The organism is Anaerocolumna sp. MB42-C2, from assembly GCF_030913705.1.
Classification (GTDB): Bacteria; Bacillota; Clostridia; order Lachnospirales; family Lachnospiraceae; genus Anaerocolumna.
Map to the genome: position 1 here is coordinate 5,519,125 of NZ_CP133190.1, position 25,850 is coordinate 5,544,974.

Annotated in this window: 22 protein-coding genes; 19 read left to right on the top strand and 3 right to left on the bottom strand. The window is 38.6% G+C overall.

The window, feature by feature from the left end:
• The first annotated feature begins 71 nt into the window (after positions 1–71).
• The 11 genes from RBU59_RS24330 to RBU59_RS24380 all read left to right on the top strand — a co-directional run bounded on the left by RBU59_RS24330 (position 72) and on the right by RBU59_RS24380 (position 10,540).
• Positions 72–1,136 carry an ABC transporter permease gene (locus RBU59_RS24330; RefSeq protein WP_308145063.1) on the top strand — a complete coding sequence of 355 codons (1,065 nt, stop codon included), beginning with the start codon at positions 72–74 and terminating at the stop codon, positions 1,134–1,136.
• On the top strand, positions 1,133–2,155 hold the full coding sequence (locus RBU59_RS24335; RefSeq protein WP_308145064.1) for an ABC transporter permease subunit: 1,023 nt from the start codon (positions 1,133–1,135) through the stop codon (positions 2,153–2,155). Before RBU59_RS24330 ends, RBU59_RS24335 begins: the two co-directional genes overlap by 4 nt.
• A gap of 207 nt (positions 2,156–2,362) precedes the next feature.
• A complete protein-coding gene (locus RBU59_RS24340; protein ID WP_308145065.1) occupies positions 2,363–3,124 on the top strand; it encodes an SDR family NAD(P)-dependent oxidoreductase in 762 nt (253 codons plus the stop codon).
• A complete protein-coding gene (locus RBU59_RS24345; protein WP_308145066.1) occupies positions 3,094–3,426 on the top strand; it encodes a GNAT family N-acetyltransferase in 333 nt (110 codons plus the stop codon). The genes RBU59_RS24340 and RBU59_RS24345 overlap by 31 nt, the downstream gene beginning before the upstream one ends.
• 71 nt (positions 3,427–3,497) lie before the next feature.
• On the top strand, positions 3,498–4,202 hold the full coding sequence (locus tag RBU59_RS24350) for a hypothetical protein (protein ID WP_308145067.1): 705 nt from the start codon (positions 3,498–3,500) through the stop codon (positions 4,200–4,202).
• Positions 4,203–4,414: 212 nt separating this feature from the next.
• Complete coding sequence (locus tag RBU59_RS24355; RefSeq protein ID WP_308145068.1) at positions 4,415–5,890, top strand: protein adenylyltransferase SelO; 1,476 nt, start codon at positions 4,415–4,417, stop codon at positions 5,888–5,890.
• Positions 5,891–6,418: 528 nt separating this feature from the next.
• Positions 6,419–7,129 (top strand): TMEM175 family protein, encoded by a 711-nt coding sequence (locus tag RBU59_RS24360; protein WP_308145069.1) that lies wholly within the window; start codon positions 6,419–6,421, stop codon positions 7,127–7,129.
• Positions 7,122–7,820: a MarR family winged helix-turn-helix transcriptional regulator gene (locus tag RBU59_RS24365; protein WP_308145070.1), complete on the top strand. Its 699-nt coding sequence runs from the start codon at positions 7,122–7,124 to the stop codon at positions 7,818–7,820. Before RBU59_RS24360 ends, RBU59_RS24365 begins: the two co-directional genes overlap by 8 nt.
• A gap of 40 nt (positions 7,821–7,860) precedes the next feature.
• Positions 7,861–8,073: a hypothetical protein gene (locus tag RBU59_RS24370; protein WP_308145071.1), complete on the top strand. Its 213-nt coding sequence runs from the start codon at positions 7,861–7,863 to the stop codon at positions 8,071–8,073.
• A gap of 84 nt (positions 8,074–8,157) precedes the next feature.
• A complete protein-coding gene (locus RBU59_RS24375; RefSeq protein ID WP_308145072.1) occupies positions 8,158–8,772 on the top strand; it encodes a hypothetical protein in 615 nt (204 codons plus the stop codon).
• 61 nt (positions 8,773–8,833) lie between these two features.
• A complete protein-coding gene (locus tag RBU59_RS24380; protein WP_308145073.1) occupies positions 8,834–10,540 on the top strand; it encodes a GMC family oxidoreductase N-terminal domain-containing protein in 1,707 nt (568 codons plus the stop codon).
• A 190-nt stretch (positions 10,541–10,730) separates the two neighbouring features.
• Here the strand turns inward: RBU59_RS24380 and RBU59_RS24385 are convergent, their stop codons facing one another.
• Together RBU59_RS24385 and RBU59_RS24390 are read right to left on the bottom strand one after the other, a co-directional pair.
• The gene (locus RBU59_RS24385; RefSeq protein ID WP_308145074.1) at positions 10,731–11,828 is read right to left on the bottom strand and encodes a lactonase family protein; all 1,098 of its coding nucleotides are present in this window, start codon (positions 11,826–11,828) and stop codon (positions 10,731–10,733) included.
• A gap of 248 nt (positions 11,829–12,076) precedes the next feature.
• Positions 12,077–13,444 carry an ISNCY family transposase gene (locus RBU59_RS24390; protein ID WP_308143379.1) on the bottom strand — a complete coding sequence of 456 codons (1,368 nt, stop codon included), beginning with the start codon at positions 13,442–13,444 and terminating at the stop codon, positions 12,077–12,079.
• Positions 13,445–13,817: 373 nt separating this feature from the next.
• Between RBU59_RS24390 and RBU59_RS24395 the strand changes: the two genes are divergently transcribed.
• Positions 13,818–14,201 (top strand): iron chaperone, encoded by a 384-nt coding sequence (locus RBU59_RS24395; RefSeq protein WP_308145075.1) that lies wholly within the window; start codon positions 13,818–13,820, stop codon positions 14,199–14,201.
• Between the two features lie 11 nt (positions 14,202–14,212).
• Here the strand turns inward: RBU59_RS24395 and RBU59_RS24400 are convergent, their stop codons facing one another.
• Positions 14,213–15,103, bottom strand: coding sequence for an AraC family transcriptional regulator (locus RBU59_RS24400; protein ID WP_308145076.1), 891 nt, complete (start codon positions 15,101–15,103; stop codon positions 14,213–14,215).
• A 216-nt stretch (positions 15,104–15,319) separates the two neighbouring features.
• Here RBU59_RS24400 and RBU59_RS24405 point away from each other — a divergent pair, with 216 nt between their 5' ends.
• The 7 genes from RBU59_RS24405 to RBU59_RS24435 all read left to right on the top strand — a co-directional run bounded on the left by RBU59_RS24405 (position 15,320) and on the right by RBU59_RS24435 (position 25,716).
• Positions 15,320–16,300, top strand: coding sequence for a mannonate dehydratase (locus tag RBU59_RS24405; RefSeq protein ID WP_308145077.1), 981 nt, complete (start codon positions 15,320–15,322; stop codon positions 16,298–16,300).
• Between the two features lie 575 nt (positions 16,301–16,875).
• Positions 16,876–17,955 carry a LacI family DNA-binding transcriptional regulator gene (locus RBU59_RS24410; RefSeq protein WP_308145078.1) on the top strand — a complete coding sequence of 360 codons (1,080 nt, stop codon included), beginning with the start codon at positions 16,876–16,878 and terminating at the stop codon, positions 17,953–17,955.
• 184 nt (positions 17,956–18,139) lie between these two features.
• A complete protein-coding gene (locus RBU59_RS24415; protein ID WP_308145079.1) occupies positions 18,140–19,498 on the top strand; it encodes an extracellular solute-binding protein in 1,359 nt (452 codons plus the stop codon).
• A gap of 92 nt (positions 19,499–19,590) precedes the next feature.
• Entirely contained in the window at positions 19,591–20,538 is a 948-nt protein-coding gene (locus RBU59_RS24420; RefSeq protein WP_308145080.1) for a carbohydrate ABC transporter permease, read from the top strand.
• Positions 20,535–21,419, top strand: coding sequence for a carbohydrate ABC transporter permease (locus RBU59_RS24425; protein WP_308145081.1), 885 nt, complete (start codon positions 20,535–20,537; stop codon positions 21,417–21,419). Before RBU59_RS24420 ends, RBU59_RS24425 begins: the two co-directional genes overlap by 4 nt.
• Before the next feature lie 102 nt (positions 21,420–21,521).
• Positions 21,522–23,576, top strand: coding sequence for a beta-galactosidase (locus RBU59_RS24430; RefSeq protein ID WP_308145082.1), 2,055 nt, complete (start codon positions 21,522–21,524; stop codon positions 23,574–23,576).
• Positions 23,577–23,694: 118 nt separating this feature from the next.
• Positions 23,695–25,716 (top strand): beta-galactosidase, encoded by a 2,022-nt coding sequence (locus RBU59_RS24435; RefSeq protein WP_308145083.1) that lies wholly within the window; start codon positions 23,695–23,697, stop codon positions 25,714–25,716.
• Positions 25,717–25,850: the final 134 nt, after the last annotated feature.

Here is a 25,850-nt window from a genome sequence, read left to right on the forward strand (position 1 = left end):
AGCAGATAAACCAAATACCATAGCAAGTAAACAATCCGGCAGTTCCATGAAAGGAAAGTCAGGAGGAAAGCATGAATAATATAAAATCAATATGGAAAAAAGTAACCGGTTACCGCTTGTTTTTACCTATTTTTTGTTTGATCATAGTATTAATCATTAACTTAATAAAAACCCCTGCTTTTTTTCAAATCACTATAAAAAACGGAATTTTATACGGTTATATTATAGATATAATTAACCGGTCCAGTGAGCTTATTGTATTGGCGGTCGGTATGACGTTTGTAGTAGCTGCATCCGCCGGCACGGATATATCAGTGGGAGCGGTCAGTGCCCTATCCGGTGCGGTGTGTGTATATGCTCTGGTAGGCAGTGCCAGTGCTTCGGAATACCGGATGCCCTATTTTGCAGCATTATTATTAGCTGCCCTGACAGGAATCCTATGCGGAGCCTGGAATGGTTTTCTGGTCGCGAAGCTAAAGATCCAGCCTATGGTGGCAACTTTGATTTTATTTACAGCCGGAAGAGGGATTGCCCAGGTGTTGACTCAGGGATTTATTCTGTATGTAAGAACCGATCAGTTTAAGTATTTAGGTAATTCCATACCTGGGGTACCATTACCTACGCCTATCTTTATAGCAATAATCGTAGTGGCAGTTACTGCATTTGTAGTAAAAAAGACGGCCCTGGGACTTTATATACAGACGGTAGGTATTAATGCGAAAGCCGCCAGACTGGTAGGACTCAACTCATCGTTTATTCAGTTTTTATCCTATACCTTTTGTGGTTTATGTGCGGGTATCGCCGGTATGATTATAACTTCAAGGGTATATTCCATTGATGCCAACAATGCCGGGCTGAATATCGAATTGGATGCAATTCTTGCGGTTGCAATCGGCGGGAATAGTCTGGGCGGCGGAAAATTCTCCTTAACCGGCAGTGTCATCGGTGCCATTACCATTCAGGCATTAACAACCTCTCTCTATGCAATGAAAGTTACTGCAGATCAGCTGCCTGTCTATAAGGCAGTAGTCGTTATCATTATAGTAGCGCTCCAGTCACCGGAATTAAAGAGAATGTATCTGAAATTAAAAAACAGAGGTGTTATAGGAGATTCAGGAAGGAAGGTGGCAGAATGAAATTGAGACGTAAACTGGATTCCAATACCTTTTTATTGTTTATTACTATTACCTTGTTTATCTTGATGTATGGTACGGGAATTATTATTTTCAGGGATAAGAACTTTGGTAATTTACAGGTGTTTTTAAACCTGTTTATCAGTAACGCAGGGCTTATCGTTGCTGCAGTGGGTATGACGATCGTGTTGATTACGGGAGGTATTGATATATCCATTGGTTCCGTGGTGGCAATGACCTGTATGCTTCTGGCCTGGATGATGGAAAAGAAAGGGATAGGTGCAATAACAGCCATCTTTATTGTATTAGTTACCGGTATTGTTTTTGGATTGATTCAGGGCTGGCTGATTGCATATCTTAATATCCAGCCCTTTATAGTCACTCTGGCGGGGATGTTTTTTGCCAGAGGTATGACTGCAGTTATCAGTACGGAGATGATAACCATAAAAAATGAGACGTTCTTAGCTATGTCCAAGGCCAAAATATATCTCCCGTTTGGCGGAACTGTCAACCGGAAAGGAATTTTAATACAGCCATATCTCTATCCCAGTGTGGTAATTGGACTGCTGGTGCTGGTAACAGTTTATTTATTATTAAAGTATACAAGATTCGGCCGATCCATTTATGCCGTAGGCGGAAATGAACAGTCTGCCTTATTAATGGGCTTAAATGTAAAAAAGACAAAATTGAAAGTCTATGTTTTAAACGGTTTTCTGGCTGCTTTGGCTGGTTTTGTATTCTGTTTAAATACCAGCGGCGGTTTTGTGGAACAGGCAAAGGGGTTTGAAATGGAAGCGATTGCTTCTGCAGTAATCGGCGGTACCCTGTTAACAGGCGGTGTGGGCAATGTAATCGGAAGTTTATTCGGGGTATTAATTAAAGGAACGATTGAAACTTTTATTACTTTTCAGGGAACCTTATCTTCCTGGTGGACTAAAATTGTTATTGCTGCCTTACTTTGTTTCTTTATTGTACTTCAAAGTGTGTTTGTAGCGGCAAAAGATAAATTACGGGTAAAATAAGAATAATAAACTAAAACTTGCTAATAGAAATCAAAGCAGGGGCAATGAAATACACCTTTAAACTTAGAACAATTAATCTAACGTTTTGAGGTGTTTTTATTGTAAAATTCAATACATCAGTGATATAATGATTAATAATTAACCTTAATACAGAATAGGATTAGGGTGTCAAATCCTATTAATACATGATTACAAAAGGAGATTTCTATGGATATTAATCTAAAGGGCAAAAAAGCAATCGTAACAGGCGGCTCCGGTCAATTAGGACGCTGTATCGTACGTTCCTTAGCCGAGTGTGGTGCAGACGTTGCCATTCATTATCATAAGAATTCGGAAAAAGCGGAAGAGTTGGCGGCAAAACTGAAAGCAATGGGAAGAAAATCCGGTGCGTTTCAGGCTGATATCACGAGGGAACAAAGCATTTATGATATGCGGGATATGGTATATGAGCAGTTTGGCAAACCGGATATTATTATAAATAATGCGGTAATACAGTATACCTGGAAAGATATTCTTAAACAGGATACTGCAGATTTCTTCAGCCAGTTTGAAAGTTGTGTGATGCATAATGTATACATGAATAAGGCATTTGTACCGCATTTAATAGAACAGCAATATGGCAGGATTGTTGTTATGAATACGGAATGTGCAGCTCTTTCCGATGCCGGGAGTGCCGCATATGTAGCAGGCAAGAGGGGATTAGATGGCATCGTCCGCTGCCTGGCAAAAGAGATAGGCAAATATAACATAACTGTGAATCAGGTGGCACCGGGTTGGACAATCAGTGACAGAGCCCGTACGGAGCATACGGAAGTTCAACCGGATTATGATAGAACGGTACCGCTTGGACATCGCGGAACGGATCAGGATATTGCTAATATGGTGTGTTTCCTTGCATCTGATCTGGCTGCATTTACAACAGGAGCTTATATACCCGTATGCGGCGGCAGGGTAATGGGGGCAATCTAACGAAATCGAGGGTAAAACATGGGAGTTATGATTACATCAAGGTCTGGTACCTGATGCAGAATATATTAGACGAAGATGTGGCATACATAGCAGATATCCGCTTGGATGAGGCTGAAAGAGGTAAAGGTTATGGAAGAAAGATTCTGCAATTTTTCGAAGAGGAAGCCAAAGAAAAGGGATATAAAGTCTTAGGGCTCAATGTATTTAAAGATAATCCCGGCGCATTACATTTATATAAAAGTGAAGATTATGAAACTGCCGCAGACAGTGGCGGCAGTATGTATATGATAAAACGGATTTGAAACAGTAATCTGATCGTAACAGGTTTAGCGGCATTTATCAGCACAGTTAATTATTATGAATTGAGGAACTTATGGAATATCAATACGGTAATGACAAGAATTATGAAGATTTCGCCAGCGGTAGAGTACTACATAATTATAAGGGAATTACTAATTTCCCGGCTAGGCTTGCTCAGGAGATTTTTGGACGATGTCTTAAGTATTCCCATAAAAAAAGTGATATCTGTCTATATGATTGCTGCTGTGGCGGCGGATATATGCTTACGGTTTTAGGGTTTATGAATGTTCAAATCATCTCTGAAATAATTGGTAGCGATATCAATCCGGATGCGGTGTATAAAGCACAAAATAATTTGGAATTATTACATACAGACGGACTTAATAAACGTATGGAACAGATTCGGGAATTATCCAGGGAATACGGGAAAGAATCACATGAAGAAGCACTGCAAAGTGCCATTAAACTTCATAAGAAGCTGGAGGGCAGCAATATTATTACCCGCGTTTTTACAGCGAATGTTTTCGAAAATCTTATTTTAAATAAGACACCGGACATTATTATTACGGATGTACCTTATGGGGAGATTGTTACCTGGGAGGGAGCCGATAACGGAAATATAGATTTGTTATTGGACAGTCTGTATTCAATTTGCAATAATGAAACGGTTATTGGAATTTGTATGGACAAATCCCAAAAGAATACTAATGATAAATTTCAACGTTTAGAAAAGCAGCAGATCGGAAAACGGAGGTTTGAGATACTAAAAAGAAGGTAGTACCAGTAATTGAATCGTTATAAAATATAAGCTGATAAAAAATGCCTGAATCAACTTCCGAAAGTTTATTTGGATATTTTTCATCAGCTTTTAATTTTGTCCTGATTTAATATGGAATAATAAATCGTCATAAGCAAACACTAAGAGTGCCATGAATTTTAGTATCTGCTTTTCGGTTGTTTATTATTTATCATAGAAGAATGGAGTTTATCATGATGGAGAAAAATGAAAAGAACCCATATGGATGGAATTTCGATAATAGTTATGCCAGGTTACCAGAAACATTTTTTTCAAAACTTAGTCCCATGCCGGTAATATTACCAAAGTTAGTGATTCTAAATCTTTCACTTTCAGAAGAATTGGGGTTATACCCCAAAGCACTGCAAAAGGACGGTGGTGTCGCGGTATTTGCCGGAAATAAACTTCCGGAGGGTTCTGAACCTTTAGCTCAGGCATATGCCGGGCATCAATATGGTTATTTTAATATGTTAGGTGACGGACGTGTTTTGCTTCTTGGCGAACAAATAACACCTGAGGGAAAGCGGGTTGATATTCAGTTAAAAGGTTCAGGACCGACACCCTATTCAAGAGGAGGTGACGGCAGGGCAGCCCTTGGGCCTATGCTAAGGGAATATTTAATAAGTGAAGCTATGTATGCTCTGGGTATTCCGACAACACGAAGCTTAGCAGTGGTAACAACAGGTGAAGCTGTAATCAGAGAAGCAAAACTTCCAGGGGCAGTACTAACCCGTGTCGCAGCCAGTCATATTCGCGTTGCCACTTTTCAATATGCAGCACATTGGGGTACCTTAAATGAACTCAAATCACTGGCAGATTATACTATTAAAAGACATTTTAAAGGAGTACTGGATTTCCCTAACCCTTATCTCCACCTGCTTAAGGAAGTAGTAAAATCCCAAGCTGCACTAATTGCAAAATGGCAGCTGGTTGGATTTATTCACGGAGTAATGAATACCGATAATATGGCAATCAGCGGTGAGACTATAGATTATGGGCCTTGTGCATTTATGGATACTTATGATCCCGGGACGGTATTTAGTTCCATCGATACACGAGGAAGATATGCTTATGGAAATCAGCCCAAAATCGGAGAGTGGAACCTTTACCGGTTTGCAGAAACTTTATTGCCCCTGCTTCATGAGAAGGAAGAAGAAGCTGTTGGTATTGCACAGAATGCCGTCACAGAATATACTAAACTTTACACTGAAAACTGGATTACCGGGATGAGAACGAAGCTCGGATTAATTACAAAAGAAGTACAGGATAAAAGTTTGATTGAAGAACTATTAGATTTAATGAAAAAATATGAAGCAGATTATACCAATACATTTGTGGCATTAACTTTTCATAATTGTGCAGGTACACCTTTATTTGACAGTACGGAGTTCTCTGATTGGTATAAGCAGTGGCAGACCAGACTAAACAGTCAGAATGAACCCGAAGCAGCCGTAAGGAAGCTGATGATGGATTCCAATCCTGCGGTGATTCCACGAAATCATCGCGTAGAAGAGGCGTTGAAAGCGGCAGTGGATGATGGTGATTACAGCGTGATGAATCGGTTTTTAAAGGTTCTTGCTACTCCCTATGCCCATACAATTATACAGGCAGAATATGCAAAACTTCCTGAGAAACCATCCTGTCCATACAAAACTTTCTGCGGTACATGATAGAATTACAGGAAAAATCCATGATGTAAGTAAAATTATTCTGTATTAAGAAGTTCTGATATGTATAGATAAAAAATAGTATAAAAGATAAAAATATATAAAAAATATAAAAAGAATCCTTCTTTACTCAATGTAAGAGAAAGAAGGATTTAAACATTTCTTATTTATTTGACTTAAGAACTTTTCTATAGCAGTTTGAGTTACAATTAACTGATCTTCGGTAATTGTGCCGTCAGTAACCAGACTTTCAAGGATTAGTATGTCTTCTGAATGAATCGTCAGTATCTTTACTCTTTATATCTTTATTCTTTGTATGGGTACCTCTAGACGGCATAAAACCGGTACTTGCTTCTTGTGAGATAACTCCCTAAAAAAATAAAAAGGTACCTTTAAAAAAGTATTGACAAATATATAAAGGTACCTGTATAATTAAGAAAACCTAATTAATTACAAAACATAAGGTATATTTAGACAACGAAATAGTTTAGGAATTGCTTGAATTAACGTATAAATGAAAGGAGGATTTTTATGTTGAAATTATCAAAAGACAGGCTCGAGACATTCAGCGACGGAGTTATAGCCATTATAATAACAATAATGGTTTTAGATATTCCGCTGCCGGATAAATTTAATTTTGATGATATTATGAGATTACTGGCATCAATCTTAATATTTTTCGTAAGTTTTTTTGTAGTTGGAGCCCAGTGGTGCAAACATCATCAATTATTTATTAATATGAAAGAGGTAACTAATAGAATTATGTGGAGAAACCTGCTTTTTCTGTTTTTTCTGTCTCTTATTCCTATCTTTGCAAAATGGGTTATGTTAAATCCGGGTCAGGTAGCTCCGGCAATTGGATATGATATTGTATTTCTATTAGTAAATAGCAGTTATTTATTTATATGGCATAGTATTATCCATGATAATGGAGATGAGGAAAGGTATAAAGCGGTCCGAGAGTTAAAAACAGCTAGAAGAGATCCCTGGCTGCGTTTTGCAATGATGGCCGGTATTATTGCTCTTATTATTATACTATCCTTTTTTTATCCGACGATTTCCTTAATTATGTTTATCGGATTACCTGTAGTTACATCTCTATTTAACCTAATATTTGATGATAGCAAAACCAATAAGAAGATTCTTCTTAATAAACCGAATAATATAAATTCACTGAATGAAAGCAGAAATCGGTGGATTTGGATTCTTTTAAACAGACAGATTGGAGAAAAATATGAATGAAAATGTAAATGATTTATACGAATTATTTGTACGTTTGGAATGGTTACTTAGAAAGTTCCAGCTGCAAAACCTCAGAACTTTTGGTCCCATGGCGGATGTACATCGGGGACAGGGCAGAGTTTTAGCTTTATTAAAATTAAAACCGGAGATGAGTCAGAAAGAATTATCTAACATCCTGGATATCAGATCACAATCGTTAGGAGAATTACTGGCTAAGCTGGAACGGAACGGATATATAACCCGTAAACCATCTGAAGCTGACCGCAGGGTAATGATGATAAGTCTTACGGATGCCGGAAGAGAAGCCGCCAATCAGAAAGAACGGCAAACGGAAAACAAGAACTTATTCGGTTGTCTGACTGAAGAAGAACAGAACAGATTACGAGACTATTTAAAGCGTATTATTCTGGAACTGGAACAGCAATTTGGTGAAGAAGATATAGAATTCGGAAGAAGAGGCCATCATGGCCGTCCGCCGTTTGATGATGAAATGATTAGGCGGCTGCATGAAAAGTTCGGCGGTCACAGGTACTTTGGCGGAAGAAGATTCGAAGAAGAATATAGAGAAGACTTAAGAAATGAGTTTCACAAAGAATTTAATATGGAGAAAGGTAATATAAATGGAAAAGAACATGGGGAAAAAGAACATACGAAAAGGAATGATATGAAGGATGACCAGAGTGAAGAATAACAGTTTTTGAATAGTTCCTAAAAACTTGGTTTTTATATTAATGAATCAGTCAGAGTATGAGCTGCTGGCTGATACGGCCAAAGAAGTAATAAAAAAATCAGCAGATTTAATAAATTATAAATTATTAGTTTTAATACAAAATATCATATATTTTTATAGTCAAAGAGGGTTGTTGAATCATTTTTCAACAACCCTCTTTGACTATAAAACCAAATATATCAGCATTTTATGGCTGCTGGATATTTCTCCATAAAATGCTAATTTATATGTAATAAATCAGCAAGATATATCATATTAATTCTAATAGTCGAAAAAATCTAGTCAGGTGGGACGATGCATGGGACGTTCTGTGTCATACGATAAAACTGGGAAAAAGCAAAACTATTATACACTTCAATATATCCTGGATACTTTTAAAGCTTTGGTAGATGCTATTATTCCACGGACACCCGGGCTTGCCGAAGAATATGGAAAAATACAATATTATGGAGCCCTGAACTTACATATAGATGAGTACATGGTATATACGCTGAATTATTATTCTGTCCCGTTGGCAGAACCTACTGCACTAATGCTGGATCTGGCAGCTGACCAACTGATATTTAACGGTGAGAACACCAGATTATTGGACTTTACCAGATTCCCTGTTGGAGGGACCTTTGCTGCGCTTGCACCTATAGACCGGTTCCGTGCTTTAACCCTATTGGAACAGCTTAAGGTGTACCTTTTAGATTTACCCGCACCTTATAAAGGCAATTCGGGATTAACCTTGATTATAACCGGTGTGTTAGACAGGTATACCATGATGGGATATTATTCGGAGTGGTCAGGTTACGGTTCAACCCGCTTGGAATCACCAGGTAACCGTAAATTAGAGTTTTATCCATTAAGTTGGGAACAGGTTGGGTATCCGGGTCCATCCCTGGGATATCGTGCTTTAAGAGATGAATAATTAATTATGAAAGAAATATCCGATTGTTTATTTGCTATGGATCGGGTAGTTGGGAGTTAAAATGAATAAGGATGCAGATGTTATTGTTATAGGGGCAGGAGGCGGCGGAGCGGTTGCTGCCAGAGAACTTGGTGAGAAAGGAATCAAAGTCCTTCTACTGGAGGCAGGGCCGTGGTATGGAAATAAAAAATGGCCGAAACCTAATGCCGAAAAGGGGGGGATAAGCAGCGCAAGTGCAGATGATTTGAGTATTGAAATCCTAAAAGAAAATTTTACAGATCTAGAAGACGATATGAATGATTTTGTTACGGGCAAATTCCGTTGGGGACCGGCAGACAGGAACCGAGGTGCCTGGAATAGAATTATAACCACAGGAGGTTATACCTGGCAAAATTCGGGAGTAGGAGGCAGTACACTGCATTATTTCGGAAATTCACCCCGTGCTTTCCCACAAGCGGTTAATAATGTATGGCCTATTACTTATGAAGAATTGATTCCGTACTATGAAAGGGCAGAGCAGACATTACCTGTGAGACCGGCTCCAACTACTGCCAAGGAAGAGTTATTCTATATCGGTGCCGGAAAAGCCGGATGGCAGCTCTTAGATACACCGGATTTAACCGGTCCGGGTTACAGACCCCAGCCCAATGCGATTCTGCGCCCAAATCCCTCTCTTAATGACCCGGATTTTGATTTTCAAACCAATACTTCGACAGGCTGTACTCTTAGAGGCCATTGTGTCAATGGATGCCATATTGGGCCCACAGTAGAGGGAGTTGCCAAAAGGTCTACTTTAGTAAGTTACATACCCCGTGGGCTTCGCACCGGTAATGTTGAAGTAAGGCCAAATACATTTGTTACAAAGATAATTACGGAGGAAGATACATCGGAGGGTTTACGTGCTGTTGGGGTATTGTACAGAGATACCTGGACCGGAGAGACAGGTCAGTTAAGCTCGGATGTGGTTATCATGGCTGCAGGCGGCGTGGAAACACCGAGACTTTGGCTGAATTCTGCATTGCCGGAAAATGAGTGGGTTGGCAGAGGTTTAATAAATCATTGGTTTGATAGTGTATCGGGTATTTTTGAGGAAGAGGTATTAATGGATCGGCTGGGGGTTTCCGATATTAAACCTTATGTTGGCCAAAATGCCGCAGCCAGGTTTGATTACCCGGGACTCGGTGTAATAGAAACATATGGTATGAGTCCCGGATTATATTCGGGATTGTTATATGGAACCAGCAATATGGGATATCATATTTTAAATAAAACCGATTCACAGAACCCCTGGGATATTGAGGGACGTGTGGTCGGAGAACAGCTGAAGAAATTTATGCGGGATTACCGGAGGACATTAAGTGTACTAATATTTACAGATGACGACGTAAATCAAAGTAATTCCATCACCTTGGATCCTGAATTAAAAGATGAGAATGGATATATACCGGTTATTAATTATCAGCCAAGCAGGATTGATATGGAAAAAAGGGATAAACTTGCTGTTATAGCATCTGATATTTTCAGGAAAGCAGGAGCTAAGACGGTTATTCGTTCCAATTGGCCGCCGGGAATCTTTATTCATATTCAGTGTACTATGCGTATGGGTTATGTGACGGATATCAATTGTGAGGCAAATCAGGTCAAAAGACTTTATATAGCTGACAACAGTGTATTATATAATGGTTTAGGCGGACCCAATCCCACACTTACCACCCAGGCATTAGCAACACGGACCGCAGAAAAGATTGTAGATAAATATTTCAGTTAATTAAAAACCACCGGCTCAACAAGTTTATACGGACTTGTCCGTTTTGTTATCTGATAGGCAGTTAGAGTCTGGCTAGCCGGACTCTAACTTGTGATAATGGTAAACAATAAGAATGGCTTCTCCGTTTTCCTTAGCCGGTGAACGGAGTTTTTTTGCGGGTTTTCATCGGAAGTAAGAAAAAAGTTTTAATTTAGTATATTACCAGTCCTTGAGCACCTAATTGGGGTAAGCGATCACATCCTACACTTTGCCGGTAAGAAAGATTTCCATTATTTTCGATTCTAAATACGGATATGGTGCCTTTGTTTCCGTTTAGTACATAAAAATACTGTCCATCACCGCTTACACCATTGTCAATAGGGGCGGCCATAGCATCAAGAGTGCTATATAAACTGGTTAAGATAGACAGAGTACCATTCCGGTTTATACGGTAGACGGAAATTGTTCCATTACCTGCATTTGAGGTATAAGCATAAGCACCATTTGGCGTGGATACAACCCAGCATGTAGCCATCTGGCCATTTCCTGCTGAACCACTGATAACAGCAAGTTCTCCGCTTTGTGTTGGTCTGTAAGAAGATACAGCATTTTCACCTGCTTCAGCAACTAATAAGAGTCCGGAACGGGTAAAATATGACCCGAATGGGCCAGCGCCATTGGAGGCGTTTACGTACAATTCCGAAAGGGTTCCATTAGAATTAACTTCAAATATATTTAAACGACTTGTTGTTAATTCAGATACTATAAGCTGGCTGCCGTCCGGGCTGAATAAAACCCGCGCCGGTTGTGCATTTGGTGTACTCAGGGAATGGGTAGAGACTGGTATTGTGTTAAAGGTTCCATTATTTTCTACATAAAAACCTGTAATATTAGAGCTGAAATTATTTTCAGGGCTCCCGGCATTTGCAACATAAAGGAGATTATTATAAACATCCAAACTATTCGGCTGTAATCCGCCGGATGGAATTATGTCTGCAAAGATAAGCTCACCGTTGTAATCCACCCGGAAGCTGGAAATATTATTACTACCGGCATTCACAGCAAATAGATAATGTTTGTCAGAGGATAGGGCAATGGAACCTTGTGAAGCCAGGGTATCAATTCCGTCCTCCGGTGTAGCAGAGGAAATTTCCCTTGTTCCGGTACCCATACCGTGTGTTTCATATAAATCTACAAAAGTAAGATCTCCATTGGGATGCCTTCTAAAAGCAGCGATTTGATTGCCCTCGGCAGAATTGGTCATAACATAAACCATCCCTAAAGGAGTGTTATTTCTAAAAGTCAACATAAGATACTCCAATAATCATTATATTATATTTTATGTTTCTATCACTTCTTTGTGAAAAATATAATATTTTTCGATAATACTGGTATAATTAATTGTAAGTGTCAACCGTTTTTGAAAATGTCCTCAAAAAGTTTAAACATAAGCACCAGATTTCTGGTGCTTAGTTTTAAATAGTACTTTAGGAGAAAATCCATAGCTCAGTCGGTATTTGGATAACCTTAATAAACCTACAGACTTCGAAATATCAGTTAAGCTACATCTTTTCTATGTAATTGACTTTTAGCGTACTTTTCAAATGATGCCTGCTTCCAAGGATGGTTCATAGGAGGTATGTATTTCTTTTTTGGTAATTCCGGAATGGTCGCTAAATCAAATGCTTTTGAAGAAAGCTTGTGTTCCGGAAGTAACTCAAGTGCATAAACCTGCTCACCAATACAACTAAAAAGTTCACCATTGAATGATCTAATTACCATTGCTGTGGTGCCCTTACGATGGTGTACAGCGATTCCTTGACTGTTTACAGGAAGATAGTATTCATTTTGATATTTCAGGCAACTTCCGTTATCTATCTTTCTAGAAGATAATACCGCCAACGTCAGATTGATTTTATCACTATCTGGTTGCATTTCGAACACAGATTTGATACTATCAATAGGTAAAGCGAACTGCTTATTAAATTTCTTTATATAGGTGTGGAGAAATTGATTGGCTTGCTGAATGCTGGTTACATTCGCAAGTCGGAGTTCAACAGGAAGGCGGGATTGAAGAGTGCCAAACATTCTTTCAACCCGCCCTTTTGCTTGTGCAACGCTGGAAGTACGAATGTCGATTCCTAATTGTTTGCAGGCATAACCAAACTGAGTAAAGGTATCTTTCTCTAAAGAGGTTTCATGCTTCTTTTTATACTCAAATACAGTTCGGTTGTCAGTAAAAAATTGATATGGAATGCCATAATTACTAAGAACCTGATAGAGAACATGATAATAGCCATTTAATGTTTCTTGTTCATCAAAGTAGGCGCCAACAATCTGCCCTGTGGCATCATCAACGGCGATGTGGAGTTGTGTTTTGAATTGCCCAAACCAAAGGTGTAGGGACGCATCCATTTGAAGCATTTCACCGAAATACGCGCATCTAGGATGCCTAGGATGCGAATCCTCCAGATCCATGATGGAACTTTGAATAATAGCTGCTTTCTTTTTAGACTTAGTCTTTGATTGAATAGCCTTTAGTGCTTTTTTTACCGCTTTCTTGGAAGAACGGTTTGCTTTAGGAGAAAGGATGTATTCCTTTCTAAGAATAGAAGTAATGGCACTGACAGATACACTGATATGTTCTTTTTCTTTGAGAAGTTCAGAGTAATGGGTCAGATTGCAGTCACTGTACTTGGTACGATATAAGTCCAAGATTAACTGTTTTGTATCTGTAGGAAGAGTAATGGCCGGCTGTCGCCCTCGGTTACCATGAATAAAGAAAGACTTACCTTGTTCTTGATAGCCCTTTATTAAGCGATTGATGTGTCGATCTGAACAACCTATTTTAAGAGCAGCTGTTTTCTTATTACCATTTGTGTCTACGAGTTTTTTAATGACCTCGTACTTTTGGTTTTCGTCCATTGTTAGTAATACCTTTCTGATTGTGTCCACCTCATTTCTAAGTCATGAGGTTCTATTATAATATATGAACGACTAATTGGGACATAATCATTTGTGGTACACTAAGACATTATCATAAATGAATCATAATAATACTGGTATAATTAATTGTAAGTTGACAGTAAAAGTTTATCATAATATACTTTATATATAAAATTCAGGCTGATGCCATACATTTGATTTTTGTTTCCGGCTTCAGGTGCCCTCTGGGCAGGATTCAGCCTTAAAATTGTATGAATTGCATTACTTTTGGCCCCGGCATCATGACATATAGATAAAATATGTGGGTTTTGCAATTACCTAAAATAAACTGAAATAATTATAAGGAGAAGACGTGGAAAAAAATCAATATACTACAATCGATGAATATATCAGTGTATGTCCGAACGAAATTCAGGATGAACTTAAAACACTCAGAAAAGTAATAAAAGAGGCAGCACCGGATGCAAAAGAGAAAATTAGCTGGCAAATGCCTACTTTTGCATTACATGGCAATCTGGTACACTTTGCCGCACATAAAAATCATATTGGATTTTATCCCGGTGCAGAAGGGATTGAAGCATTCAAAGAAGAATTAGCAGGGTATAAAAATTCAAAAGGAGCCGTACAGTTTCCAAATGGTAAACCTCTGCCATATGATATTATATCAAAAATCGTAAAATACAGAGTGGAAGAGAATAGGAAAGCAGCAGAAAGCAAGCAAAAAAAGAAAATATAAAATAATCCTTGTTAAGGCATAGCATTTAACTTAAATTGTTTGGGAGACTGACTGTTATACCGCTTAAATTGTTCGATAAAATAACTGGAATTGGAGAAACCAACTTTTAAAGCTACTTCCGTAATATTGAATTCCGTGGTCAGAAGCAGCTTTTTGGCTTCGGTGATCCGAATATAATTCAAATATTCTACAAAGGTTTTATGCATAATTTTCTTAAAAAAGCGGGAGAAGTAACAATAACTCATGTTACACATTTTGGCCATATCCTGAACGGAAATGTCCTCGTTATAATGCAGATCAAGGTAATCTAACAGATGCTGCAGTTTATTTATATCAATCTGCTTTGGGCCGGTTTCCTGGGTATATTTAAGACCCTCGCTTTCCCATTTTCTGATAGACCATAAGAACAGGGTGCCTATATTGATTCTAACAGCAAGTTCATATCCATATTTTTTACTCCTGTACTCCTCATAAATTTCTGATACCAGAATTTTAAGGGGAGTATTTTTTATTTCATTTTCTTTAAAAACTTTTTTATAGTTATGCTGTGACATGGTAAAGGGCAGGATATATTTTGCTTCAAAGACGGATTTTGCAGAGGAATACAGGATATCCACATCAAATTTAATAACAATGTACCGGGTATTTACACCCTCATAACTGTTAATAGAATGCACCTCTCTGGAATTAACGATTATAAAATCTCCTGCAGATACCTGGTTTCGTTCATTTCCCAGGATTATAACAGCACTGCCTTCAAGAAAATATAATAATTCAATATAATAATGCCAATGTGGGTCAACAATGAATTTATGTCCTCCGGTATTTGCAATAAAGGTATGAAAAGGATAACGCTCTCCGTTTACAACCGGCATTTGTTCTTCATAATAAGGTTTTGGCATGGGATATTTACCTTTCGTATTAATATATGACAAATTTGTTATACTTTTTTATATTTTAATTATATAACAAAGATCAGGAAAAGTGTATGTTATTTTAGATAAGAAACTTAATATCCAATAACAAATTGGTAAAATTAATGAAGTGGGTTAATAGTTCTGACAATATGTGTGTTACACAATTAACTCATGCATTACAGAAGGAGAAAGGAGTTTAGAATGAAATTAGCATTATCTTACTTTTTTGACACCAGTGATACCAAAATCATTCAATCCCAGCAGATGGGTGTTGAATATGCAGTAATTGGAAGCCATGGCGATGTAGAAACCGAAGAGGAAAAGCCTTGGGATTATATGCCCATGCTTCGAATGAGAAACCGTTATTTAGCTCTTGGTGTTAAACCGCTTGTTGTAGAGGGACCGCCGCCGATGGATAAAATAAAACTTGGCCTTCCGGGAAGAGAAGAGGAATTAAAAGAAGTAATTACCCTGATTGAAAATATGGGCAAATTAGGTATAGAAGTATTGTGTTACAACTGGATGCCGGTTATCAGCTGGTTTCGTACTTCCTTTGCAGGAAGAACCAGGGGTGGTGCTTTAGCTACGGTATTTAATTATGATGATATTAAGGATGCTCCCCTGACCTGGGCAGGAGAAGTAAGTGAAGATAGACTTTGGGACAATCTAAAATGGTTTATCGAAAGAATTGTTCCGGTTGCGGAAAAAAATAACGTTAGACTTGCCATACATCCGGATGATCCGCCGATAACTCCAATCCGAGGTATATCCAGAATATTAATTAATCCGGAAGCATTTCAAAGAGTAATCGATATGTATCCGTCACCTAATAATGGAATTACTCTCTGCCAGGGATCTTTCAGAGCCCAGGGTGCGGATGTTATTGAGGTCATCAAACAATTTGTTCCCCAGAACAAAGTATTCTTTGTGCATTTTAGAGATGTGGAGGGGGAAAAGAATCATTTTAAAGAAGTTTTTCATGATGACGGCCCTACTGACATGTACCAATGTATGAAATTATATTCGAAGCTTGGATTTGACGGACCGATCAGACCGGATCATGTACCGACCATGGAAGGGGATAAACACGATCATCCGGGTTATACCCTGTATGGCAACTTTTATGCGGTCGGATATATGAAAGGATTAATGGAAGCTGTTGAACGTGAACTAAATAAGTAATTGTAGATAAACAAACAAAGAAAGGGCTGCAAAATGCAACCCTTTTTTCAATCCATATGGTTAAACACTCTTGTAACAATACTCATTGACTCATTATGAAGATGTGTTATGCTTTAGAGTTCTCATTTAAATACTTCTTCAGAGATATTAGATGAGCTTAGAAGGCCCATGATGTTACTGATATCAGCAAGAAAAAATAGGCAAAGCAGAGTTTAATATAGTACAATTTAAATAATATCCGTAGAGTTGCTGTAAAATAGAAAATTTATAACTAGTCAAAAGGTTGATCTATTTTACAGTATTTTTTTATCTTTTTATATTGGGTCATGTAAAGAAAAAGTCCGACCGGCGGGTGCACATGAAAATGATGTTAGATTAGTTTTTCGACACCCATGTGCAATATTACACATGGACACGCGACCACATATAAGTGAATTGCACATAATGTTCAAATGTATTATTATTATATCATAAAACACATCAATTACTACAAAATTGATAAGAAAATGCGCATTATATAGTCAAAATTGTCTATTGGAAATCAAAGACAAATAAAAAGTAGTATAGGAGGAAATATGGCTACCAGAAAAGATATTGCAAACCGGGCCGGCGTATCTGTTTCAGTAGTTTCCAGAGCGCTGAACAACAGTGGCTATGTTGACAATGACAAAAAAGAAAAAATATTAAAAATCGCTGAAGAACTAGGATATTATCCGCATCCAGTGGCTATGTCCCTGCAAAAGCGAAGAACAAAACAAATATTATTTTATTGTAAGGATTTACAGAATTCATTTAATATCGAAATGTATCAGGGTATGATGGAAACGGCAAAAGACCGGGGATATATGGTTGTATTCAACGGTTCACTGGATTTTAACAGCATTAAAGAAACAATGATAGACGGTATTATTATGCCAAATGAAAATGCGGCACAGTGGTATCTGGAATCCTCCGGAAAAAATTATTTTTTACCGGTTGTAACAGCCAGTTACGGTAATCCGGTCTGTTTCTCCAAAGCTGCACCCAGGGTAGAAATTGATATGTACAAAGCAACAAAGATTGCCGTTCAATATCTAAGGGACAACGGACATGAAAAAATTGCACTTGGAATGCCGTATGAGTATAATTCAGCCAATGCCAGAATGTATGGTTATCTGGAAGAATTAAGACCTGTATTGAAAGAAGATATTAAAAGATATGTTTTGGGGATACACAAAAAAGATATGGGTGAGGATGAACGCCTCCTGCGGTTTATTGAGGAGCAGACAGGAAATAATTTCACAGTGGAAGAGAGTTTTTATGGAAAAGGAGAGGTGGCTGCACAACTATTTTTGGAACGAAATCTAGATGCTACGGCAATTCTTTGTTTTAACGATGTATTCGCTTTTGGTGTCTGCAATCAATTCATAAGGATGGGGGTAAGGGTGCCCGAAGATATTTCTATTATGGGATTTGACGGTACTTTTGCAAGACGTTATACTTCCCCACTAATGACCACCGTAGACCTTTCCGCGAAAAAGCAGGGGGGTAAGTGCGCTGAACTATTATTAGATATGCTGGAGGGGAAAAAAGTGAAAAGAGTCATTCACTTGCCCGTTAAGATCATGCCGGGTGAAAGTGTGAAGAATCTTCACACTGGAAGAAGTCCGAAATGAGCACGGAGGGTGCTAATTCCAGACTTCTTCCTCATTTATTTGAGATGCCGTTATGCGGCATCATGTTTGGAAGTGTAAAGAATATTCGGGGGAATAATACAAAACAGTAACCGGAGAGATAAGGAGAAGCATATTCCTAATCCTTAGCGAGATTGCCCGTTTTAACGGGAGATGGGAGAAAACTATGAAAAATAATAGGAGAAGAATTACAGCAATACTATTTACAATTATATTAGTCATGTCATCTTTCACAGGATGTAAAAGTTCAGACAGTAAAAGTACCGGCGGTACATCGGATGGTAAGATTTCAGGTACGATAACCGTTGGAGGTTGGCCATCCGGTGATGATGCTTTTAAAGCTGCTATGGCAGGATTTAATGAACAATATCCGGATATTAAAGTTGAATTACAATTTACCGATACCACCAGTCATCATCAGGCATTGCAGACTGCCCTGGCAGCCGGAACCGATGCTCCGGATGTTGCCATGGTTGAGGGAGCTTACATAGCACAATACAGAGATTCCTCCGCATTGACGAATCTTTTGGAAGAACCCTATAACGCAGGTGATTTAAAGGATGACTTTGTTGCTTATAAATGGGAGCAGGCAAATTCTTCCGACGGAAGCAGGTTTGTTGCGATTCCCTGGGATATTGGTCCCTGCAGTTATTTCTACCGTACCGATGTATTTAAAGAAGCCGGTTTGCCTACCAATCCGGATGAAGTCGCTAAATTAATGAGTACCTGGGACGGTGTTTTAAAGGTCGCTGAGGCAGTTAATATACCGGGAAAAAGATGGCTTATTCCGGATGCTTCCTATCTGTATTTTGAATTATTCTGCAACCGTGATTATTACGATAAAGATTTAAATCTTCAAATCCAACGAGACGGAGACCTGGATTGCCTTAATGCAGTCATAAAAATGAGACAGAATAAATGGGATATGAATGTAGATATGTGGAGCAGCGAGGCTTATGCAGGATATGCTGCAGGTACCTGTGCTTCCGTATTTACCGGAGCCTGGTTCGGTGGATTTTTAAAGACCGATATTGATCCGGACGGAGCTGGGCATTGGGCAGTAACTACCTTACCCGGTGCTGTAAAGAGTTCCAACTGGGGCGGTTCATTCTTGGTTATTCCAAAACAAAGCAAAAACAAAGACGCTGCCTGGGCATTTATTAAATATATGTTAGCAACTGCAAAAGGTCAGAACGACATGTTTCAAGCAGTGGATTATTATCCGGCATATAAACCGGCTTGGGATGATAAAACAATTTATGATGCAGAAGACCCTTATTTCGGCGGTGAAAAGACAAAAGCACTTTGGGCAAAAATCGCAAGTGAATTACAGCCTGTAAATACAACTATGATGGATACCACTGCGGAGGGCTGTATCTACAGTTCAGTAAATGCAGGGTTGGAACAGGGACTTAGTGCAGAGCAGATTCGTGACCTGGTAGCTTCTGATATTGAGAAAGCAACGGCTGAAGTAAAACAACAGCAGATTCAGGTACTCAAAGATGCCGGATTATGGGATAAATAACAGATAGCTCATTAATTGGGAGCATATGGTTGCTGCAAAGATAAATTAAATATTTGCAGCAACCATTTCTAATAAAGAGGAGGATATATCCTATGGCAAAAGTAAAAACAGTTAGGGCAAAATATAACAGATGGGCAGAAATTAAGCGTTATAAAGTTGCTTATGCTTATATAGCACCTTTTTATATTTTATTTGCAGTTTTTGGAATATTTCCAATCGCTGCAGGTTTTTATATCAGTTTTTTCAGGTGGGATGGTTTATCCGCCATGCATTTTATCGGCATTGACAATTATCTGAATCTATTTAAGGATACCTTGTTTTGGAAAGCGTTGAGTAATACACTGATAATTGGAATTATAGCACATATTCCGATTCTATTAGGCGGCCTGGCGCTTGCTTATATATTAAATTCCAAAATCGTAAAAGGTGAGAATATATTTAAAACCATTTATTTTATGCCTATGGTTACCAGTTCTGTTGCGATTACGATTATCTTCCAGAATTTATTCGGTAACAATTACGGGCTTATTAATTATATCTTGAGTTTCTTTGGAGAAGAGCCGGTCAACTGGCTCGGAGGTAACGGGTCATTAATAAAAGTTGCGGTAATTGTCATGTTCGCATGGAAATGGATTGGCTGGAATATGGTTATTTATCTGGCAGGAATGCAGGGCATCAGCAATGATATTTATGAAGCTGCCAAAATCGACGGTGCAAGTCATTTCAGAGTATTTTTTAATATTTCGGTACCGCTTCTTAAGCCAATTATCGTTTTTACTATTATCCAATCCAGTATCGGTATGTTTAACCTGTTTACGGAGCCGTTTATATTAACCAATTCCAGCTGGACCGGCGGCCAGAATAACGGCGGTCTGACTTTGATGATGTATTTACTGAATAAAGCACCTCAGGGCGGTACCGCATATGGATACGCCTCAGCCGTTGCTTATGTAATAACTATGTTGATTATATTGATTTCTATAGGTGTTTACAGAGTCACGGGTGAAAAAGACACGGTAAAAAGGAGGAAAATAAAATGATAACATTGCTGATTCTTATTTTAATTACCGTTGTTGTATTAATTGCAATTGCTAAATTTATTCCAGGCGGCAGGAAATTTTCCACATATTTTATATTAGGCTGTATTGCATTAATAATGCTCATTCCCTTTTATATGATGTTTGTAATGTCAACACATACAACCAGTGAAATTTATTCTTTCCCGCCGGCTGTCTGGTTCGGGCAGAGTTTAGGAGAGAATTTTAAGAATATGACAGCAGCCGTAAATATACCCCGGGCTTTTATAAACAGTTGTATTATTACCATTTCCTATACCACATTGGTTTTGTTATTCTGCTCCATGGGCGGGTATGCATTTGCCGTATATGATTTTCCCGGAAGAAAGAAATTATTTGCCATTCTTTTGGCAACCATGATGATTCCTTGGACAGCCGGGATTATTCCCTGGTTTATTATGATGTCCAGATTCGGCTGGATAAACGATTTTAAGGCTTTGATTATCCCTGGCTGTGCCAATGCCTTTGGTATCTTCTGGATGCGCCAGTATTGTCAGAATAATGTACCTACCTCCCTTATGGAAGCGGCCAGAATTGACGGCTGCAGTGAATGGACTATCTTTTTCCGTGTCATTGCACCTGTACTTCTGCCGGCTTATGCATCCCTGGGAATTATGCAATTCGTTAATGTATGGAATGACTTTATGCAGCCCTTAATGATTCTTCGTAAGGAGGAGTTACAGACATTACCGTTGTTATTAAAAACAATGGTCAGCGACCGCGGCACGGACTATGGTGCCATGATGCTGGCAAGTACTTGTGCGGTACTGCCGCTGTTAATCGCTTTCTTATGTGCATCCAAGTTCTTTATGTCCGGACTTACTGCGGGTGCTGTTAAAGAATAGAATGTATATACTATTTTATAAAGGAGCAGGGGATTGTGATAACAGTGTACTAGCTGTGACCCAACTCCCGGGAGAAAAAGACAAGAAAGGAAGATAATTATAATGAATAAAGCATTAAAAGCAGACAGGTTATCTCTTGGCACCTGTTATTATCCGGAACACTGGGATAAAAGCCTATGGAGGGAAGATTTGCTTCGTATGTTAGAGAATGGTATCGAAACCATTCGTATAGCGGAATTTGCCTGGAGTAAAGTAGAACCGACGGAGGGAAATTTTACTTTCGAATTCTTTGATGAATTTCTAGAAATAGCGAAAGAAACCGGTATGAAAGTAATTTTCGGTACCCCCACAGCAACCCCGCCGGCCTGGCTTACTACGAAATATCCGGAGAGTTTAAATGCAACTATGGATGGAGTGTTATACCGCCATGGTGCCAGAAGACACTACAATTACAATTCAAAAATATATCAGGAACTATCTAAAAGAATTGTAGAGAAAATCGCTGAACATTATGCACCTCATGAAAGTATTATCGGCTGGCAGATCGATAATGAACTTAACTGCGAGAAAAATGAATTTTATTCTGAAAGCGATACGATTGCTTTCCGTGAATTTCTTAAAAATAAATATCAAACCCTGGAAGCCTTAAATCAAGCCTGGGGGACCACATTCTGGAATCAGACGTATACAGCCTGGGAGGAAATCTTTGTTCCCAGAACAACCATAAGTAATGCGACCAATCCACATGAAGTACTGGATTACACCAGATTTGTTTCCGACAGTGCCTGCAGGTTTGCCGGAATGCAAAGTGAAATTATTAAAAAGTACATTAAGAGGGATGATTTTATCACGACCAACGGTCTCTTCGGGAATCTGGATAATCACCGAATGACGGAAGAAAGTCTTGATTTTATGACGTATGATTCTTATCCCAACTTTGCATATTGTATGGGAACGGATCCGGAACACGGGACAGACCTAAATGATAGAAAGTGGAGCAGAAATTTAACGGAAGTCCGTTCCATTTCTCCTACGTTTGGTATTATGGAACAGCAGTCCGGAGCCAATGGCTGGAATACGGCGATGGAAGCACCTACGCCAAGACCGGGACAGATGACCTTATGGACTATGCAGAGTGTTGCACACGGTGCGGATTATATCAGTTATTTCCGGTGGAGAACCTGTACTATGGGAACGGAAATATACTGGCATGGTATATTGGATTATTCAGGACGTGATAATCGTCGGCTAAGGGAAGTAAAAGAAATTTATGAAAAAATGAAAAAACTAAAAGATGTAGCCGGTTCTGTATATGAAGCTGCCTTTGGTGTTATAAAAGATTATGATAATATCTGGGATTCACAGTTGGATGTGTGGCATAAAAGTGTGGAAAAAACAAGTCAGGAGGGTATCTTTAAAGCCTCCCAGCTTACCCATACCCCTATGGATTATATCTATCTGAGGGAAACGACAAGAGTCGAAGAGTTAGCTAAATACCCGGTATTATTTTATCCTCATGCTACCATACTAACAGATCAAAAAGTAAAGTTACTGGAAGAATATGTTTCTTACGGGGGATGTCTGGTATTAGGATGCCGTACAGGGTATAAAGATGAGACAGGTAAATGTGTTTTGTTAAAATTACCGGGATTATTACAGCCCCTGACAGGAACTGATGTTACGGAGTATTCCTTTATAGCTCCGGATGAGGGTAAAGTATATATAGACTGGGACGGAGTCAAAGTGGAAGCGGCAGTATTTAATGATTTATTGCAGCCTTTAGGAGCAGATGCTAAAACAGTTGGAACTTATGTATCAAGTTATTATGCGGGGTGCCCCGGATTAATCGAAAACAGGTACGGTAAGGGCAAAGTATATTATTTTGGCGGAGCATTTACGGAAGAAACAGCGAAAGTCTTTCTGGAGTTTTTAGGTATTGCTGCTCCATATAAAGAAATTATATCCGTTCCCAAGGAGTGTGAAATAACTGTTAGAAGTAAAAACGGAAAGAAATATCTGTTCGTACTTAATTATACAAAGAAACCGGTTGCGATTTTGTTAAAGCAAACCCTTAATAACTTATATGAGGACAAAGAAGAAAAAGGTGAAATAGAAATCGAACCATACGGCACCAGAGTTTATGAAATAAAGAAATGACTTAAAATAACAAATGTATGAAATATGGAATGAATGAAATAAAGAACAAATGAAATAAAGAACAAATGAAATAAGAAATGAATGATAGAAAGAAAGCATAAACGACCAGGAGGATGAATTGGAGAAGTTATTATACGGAGCAGCATATTATGATGAATATATGCCATATGAAAGATTAGAAGAAGATATAAAAATGATGAAAAACGCAGGAATTAATGTGGTACGTATCGCCGAGTCAACCTGGAGTACTCATGAGCCGCAGGATGGCGTTTTTGATTTTAGTTCCGTCAACAGAGTATTGGATGCTATGGAGGAAGCAGGTATTGATGTGATCATCGGCACACCAACCTATGCAATTCCCGCCTGGTTAGCCAAAGCATATCCTGAAATTATGGTTACCGACCGTACCGGCAGGCGTCTTTACGGCGCCAGACAGATTATGGATATCACCCATTCTGCCTACCGGTATTATGCGGAGCGGATAATCCGCAAGTTAATGAAAGAGACCTGCTGCAGAAAAAACGTAATCGGATATCAGCTGGATAATGAAACGAAACATTACGGTACATCCTCTGTAAATGTACAGCAGGCCTTTGTAAAATATATCAGGACGAAATTTAAGGATAATATTAAGACTTTTAATCATGAGTTCGGTTTAGATTACTGGAGTAACCGGATTAATACCTGGGAGGATTTTCCGGATGTAAGAGGGACGATTAACGGAAGCCTGGGATGTGAATTTGAAAAATTTCAACGAGGTTTAGTGGAAGAATTTATATCCTGGCAGGCAGATATTGTTAGTGAATATAAAAGAGAGGATCAATTTATTACCCATAATTTTGATTATGAGTGGAGAAATCAAACTTTTGGTGTTCAGCCCTCCCTGGATCATTTTAAAACCGCTAAGGCTTTAACCATATCCGGCTGTGATATATATCATCCCACTCAGGATTTCTTAACCGGTAAAGAGATTGCCTTTGGAGGAGATTTAATCCGGTCGACGAAAAAGGATAATTATTATATCCTTGAAACGCAGGCTCAGGGTTTCCCGGGTTGGGTACCTTATGAGGGCCAGCTTAGACTGCAGGCTTTCAGTCATCTTGCAAGCGGTGCGGATTCGGTTATGTACTGGCATTGGCATTCCATACATAATTCCTTTGAGACCTACTGGAAAGGATTATTAAGCCATGATTTTAAGGAAAATGATACTTATCTTGAGGCCGTAAGCATAGGACGGGAATTTGCGGCGTTGAGTAATCATCTGGTTCATCTTAAGAAAAAAAATGCTGTTGCTATTATGGTAAGTAACGAAGCGTTATCTGCCCTTAACTGGTTTAAAATAGAGGCAGGAGCCAGAGAAAATACCGGATGCAATTATAATGACATTGTAAGGTGGATTTATGATGCTTTGTACGAAATGAACATAGAATGTGATTTTATTTCCGCAGATGATGCAGTGCTTTCAGGTTATCAAATGATTGTAATGCCTGCATTGTATGCCATAAACAGGGAAGCTTTGGAACGGTTAAATCAATATGTAGAAAATGGAGGCTGCCTTGTCGCCACCTTTAAAACAGCATTTACCAATGAAAATGTTAAAGTCTGGTCAGAAGAACAGCCGGGGGTTTTAAGTAAATGCCTGGGAGTTACTTATAACCAATTTACTTTTCCCGTTGCTGTGAGATTAAAAGGGGATAACTTTTTCTTATCTGAAGAAGAACGAAAAGCGGAACTTTTTATGGAACTGTTAAAACCACAGGAAGCAGAAGTAATTTCCAGGTATGATCATTATAACTGGAAGAAATATGCAGCTGTAACCGTTAATTTTTACGGAAAAGGAAGGGCAGTTTATATCGGTTGTAAAACCAGTACGGCTTATTTAAAAGAGTTATTTACCAAAATATTAAAAGAAATCGGATTATGGAGTGCGGACCAGAAAGCAGCTTTCCCGGTTATTATCCGTAAAGGTATAAATACAAAAGGAAAAAAAGTTATTTATTATTTGAATTATTCCAAGGAAGAACAAAAGGTTCGTTATTCCCATACGGAAGGTCAGGAGCTACTTACGAATACTGAGGTAAAGGAAGGAGATATCTTAACGATTAAACCTTGGAATCTATGTATTATTGAAGAAAAATAAAAGACATTAAAGGGCTATTGACTTTGAAAAACACTTTAAAGTACAATAGCCTATGATACATTGGAATAATCCACTTTTTGGCAGATTTCAGACTTATGGTCTGCTATGTCTTAAAGGCGCAATCTGCCGGAAAT

Bases quoted from the DNA above. Each gene is read 5' to 3' on its own strand.
- RBU59_RS24330 (WP_308145063.1), top strand. From the start codon at position 72: ATGAATAATATAAAATCAATATGGAAAAAAGTAACCGGTTACCGCTTG.
- RBU59_RS24335 (WP_308145064.1), top strand. From the start codon at position 1,133: ATGAAATTGAGACGTAAACTGGATTCCAATACCTTTTTATTGTTTATT.
- RBU59_RS24340 (WP_308145065.1), top strand. From the start codon at position 2,363: ATGGATATTAATCTAAAGGGCAAAAAAGCAATCGTAACAGGCGGCTCC.
- RBU59_RS24345 (WP_308145066.1), top strand. From the start codon at position 3,094: ATGCGGCGGCAGGGTAATGGGGGCAATCTAACGAAATCGAGGGTAAAA.
- RBU59_RS24350 (WP_308145067.1), top strand. From the start codon at position 3,498: ATGGAATATCAATACGGTAATGACAAGAATTATGAAGATTTCGCCAGC.
- RBU59_RS24355 (WP_308145068.1), top strand. From the start codon at position 4,415: ATGATGGAGAAAAATGAAAAGAACCCATATGGATGGAATTTCGATAAT.
- RBU59_RS24360 (WP_308145069.1), top strand. From the start codon at position 6,419: ATGTTGAAATTATCAAAAGACAGGCTCGAGACATTCAGCGACGGAGTT.
- RBU59_RS24365 (WP_308145070.1), top strand. From the start codon at position 7,122: ATGAATGAAAATGTAAATGATTTATACGAATTATTTGTACGTTTGGAA.
- RBU59_RS24370 (WP_308145071.1), top strand. From the start codon at position 7,861: ATGAATCAGTCAGAGTATGAGCTGCTGGCTGATACGGCCAAAGAAGTA.
- RBU59_RS24375 (WP_308145072.1), top strand. From the start codon at position 8,158: ATGGGACGTTCTGTGTCATACGATAAAACTGGGAAAAAGCAAAACTAT.
- RBU59_RS24380 (WP_308145073.1), top strand. From the start codon at position 8,834: ATGAATAAGGATGCAGATGTTATTGTTATAGGGGCAGGAGGCGGCGGA.
- RBU59_RS24385 (WP_308145074.1), bottom strand. From the start codon at position 11,828: ATGTTGACTTTTAGAAATAACACTCCTTTAGGGATGGTTTATGTTATG.
- RBU59_RS24390 (WP_308143379.1), bottom strand. From the start codon at position 13,444: ATGGACGAAAACCAAAAGTACGAGGTCATTAAAAAACTCGTAGACACA.
- RBU59_RS24400 (WP_308145076.1), bottom strand. From the start codon at position 15,103: ATGCCAAAACCTTATTATGAAGAACAAATGCCGGTTGTAAACGGAGAG.
- RBU59_RS24405 (WP_308145077.1), top strand. From the start codon at position 15,320: ATGAAATTAGCATTATCTTACTTTTTTGACACCAGTGATACCAAAATC.
- RBU59_RS24410 (WP_308145078.1), top strand. From the start codon at position 16,876: ATGGCTACCAGAAAAGATATTGCAAACCGGGCCGGCGTATCTGTTTCA.
- RBU59_RS24415 (WP_308145079.1), top strand. From the start codon at position 18,140: ATGAAAAATAATAGGAGAAGAATTACAGCAATACTATTTACAATTATA.
- RBU59_RS24420 (WP_308145080.1), top strand. From the start codon at position 19,591: ATGGCAAAAGTAAAAACAGTTAGGGCAAAATATAACAGATGGGCAGAA.
- RBU59_RS24425 (WP_308145081.1), top strand. From the start codon at position 20,535: ATGATAACATTGCTGATTCTTATTTTAATTACCGTTGTTGTATTAATT.
- RBU59_RS24430 (WP_308145082.1), top strand. From the start codon at position 21,522: ATGAATAAAGCATTAAAAGCAGACAGGTTATCTCTTGGCACCTGTTAT.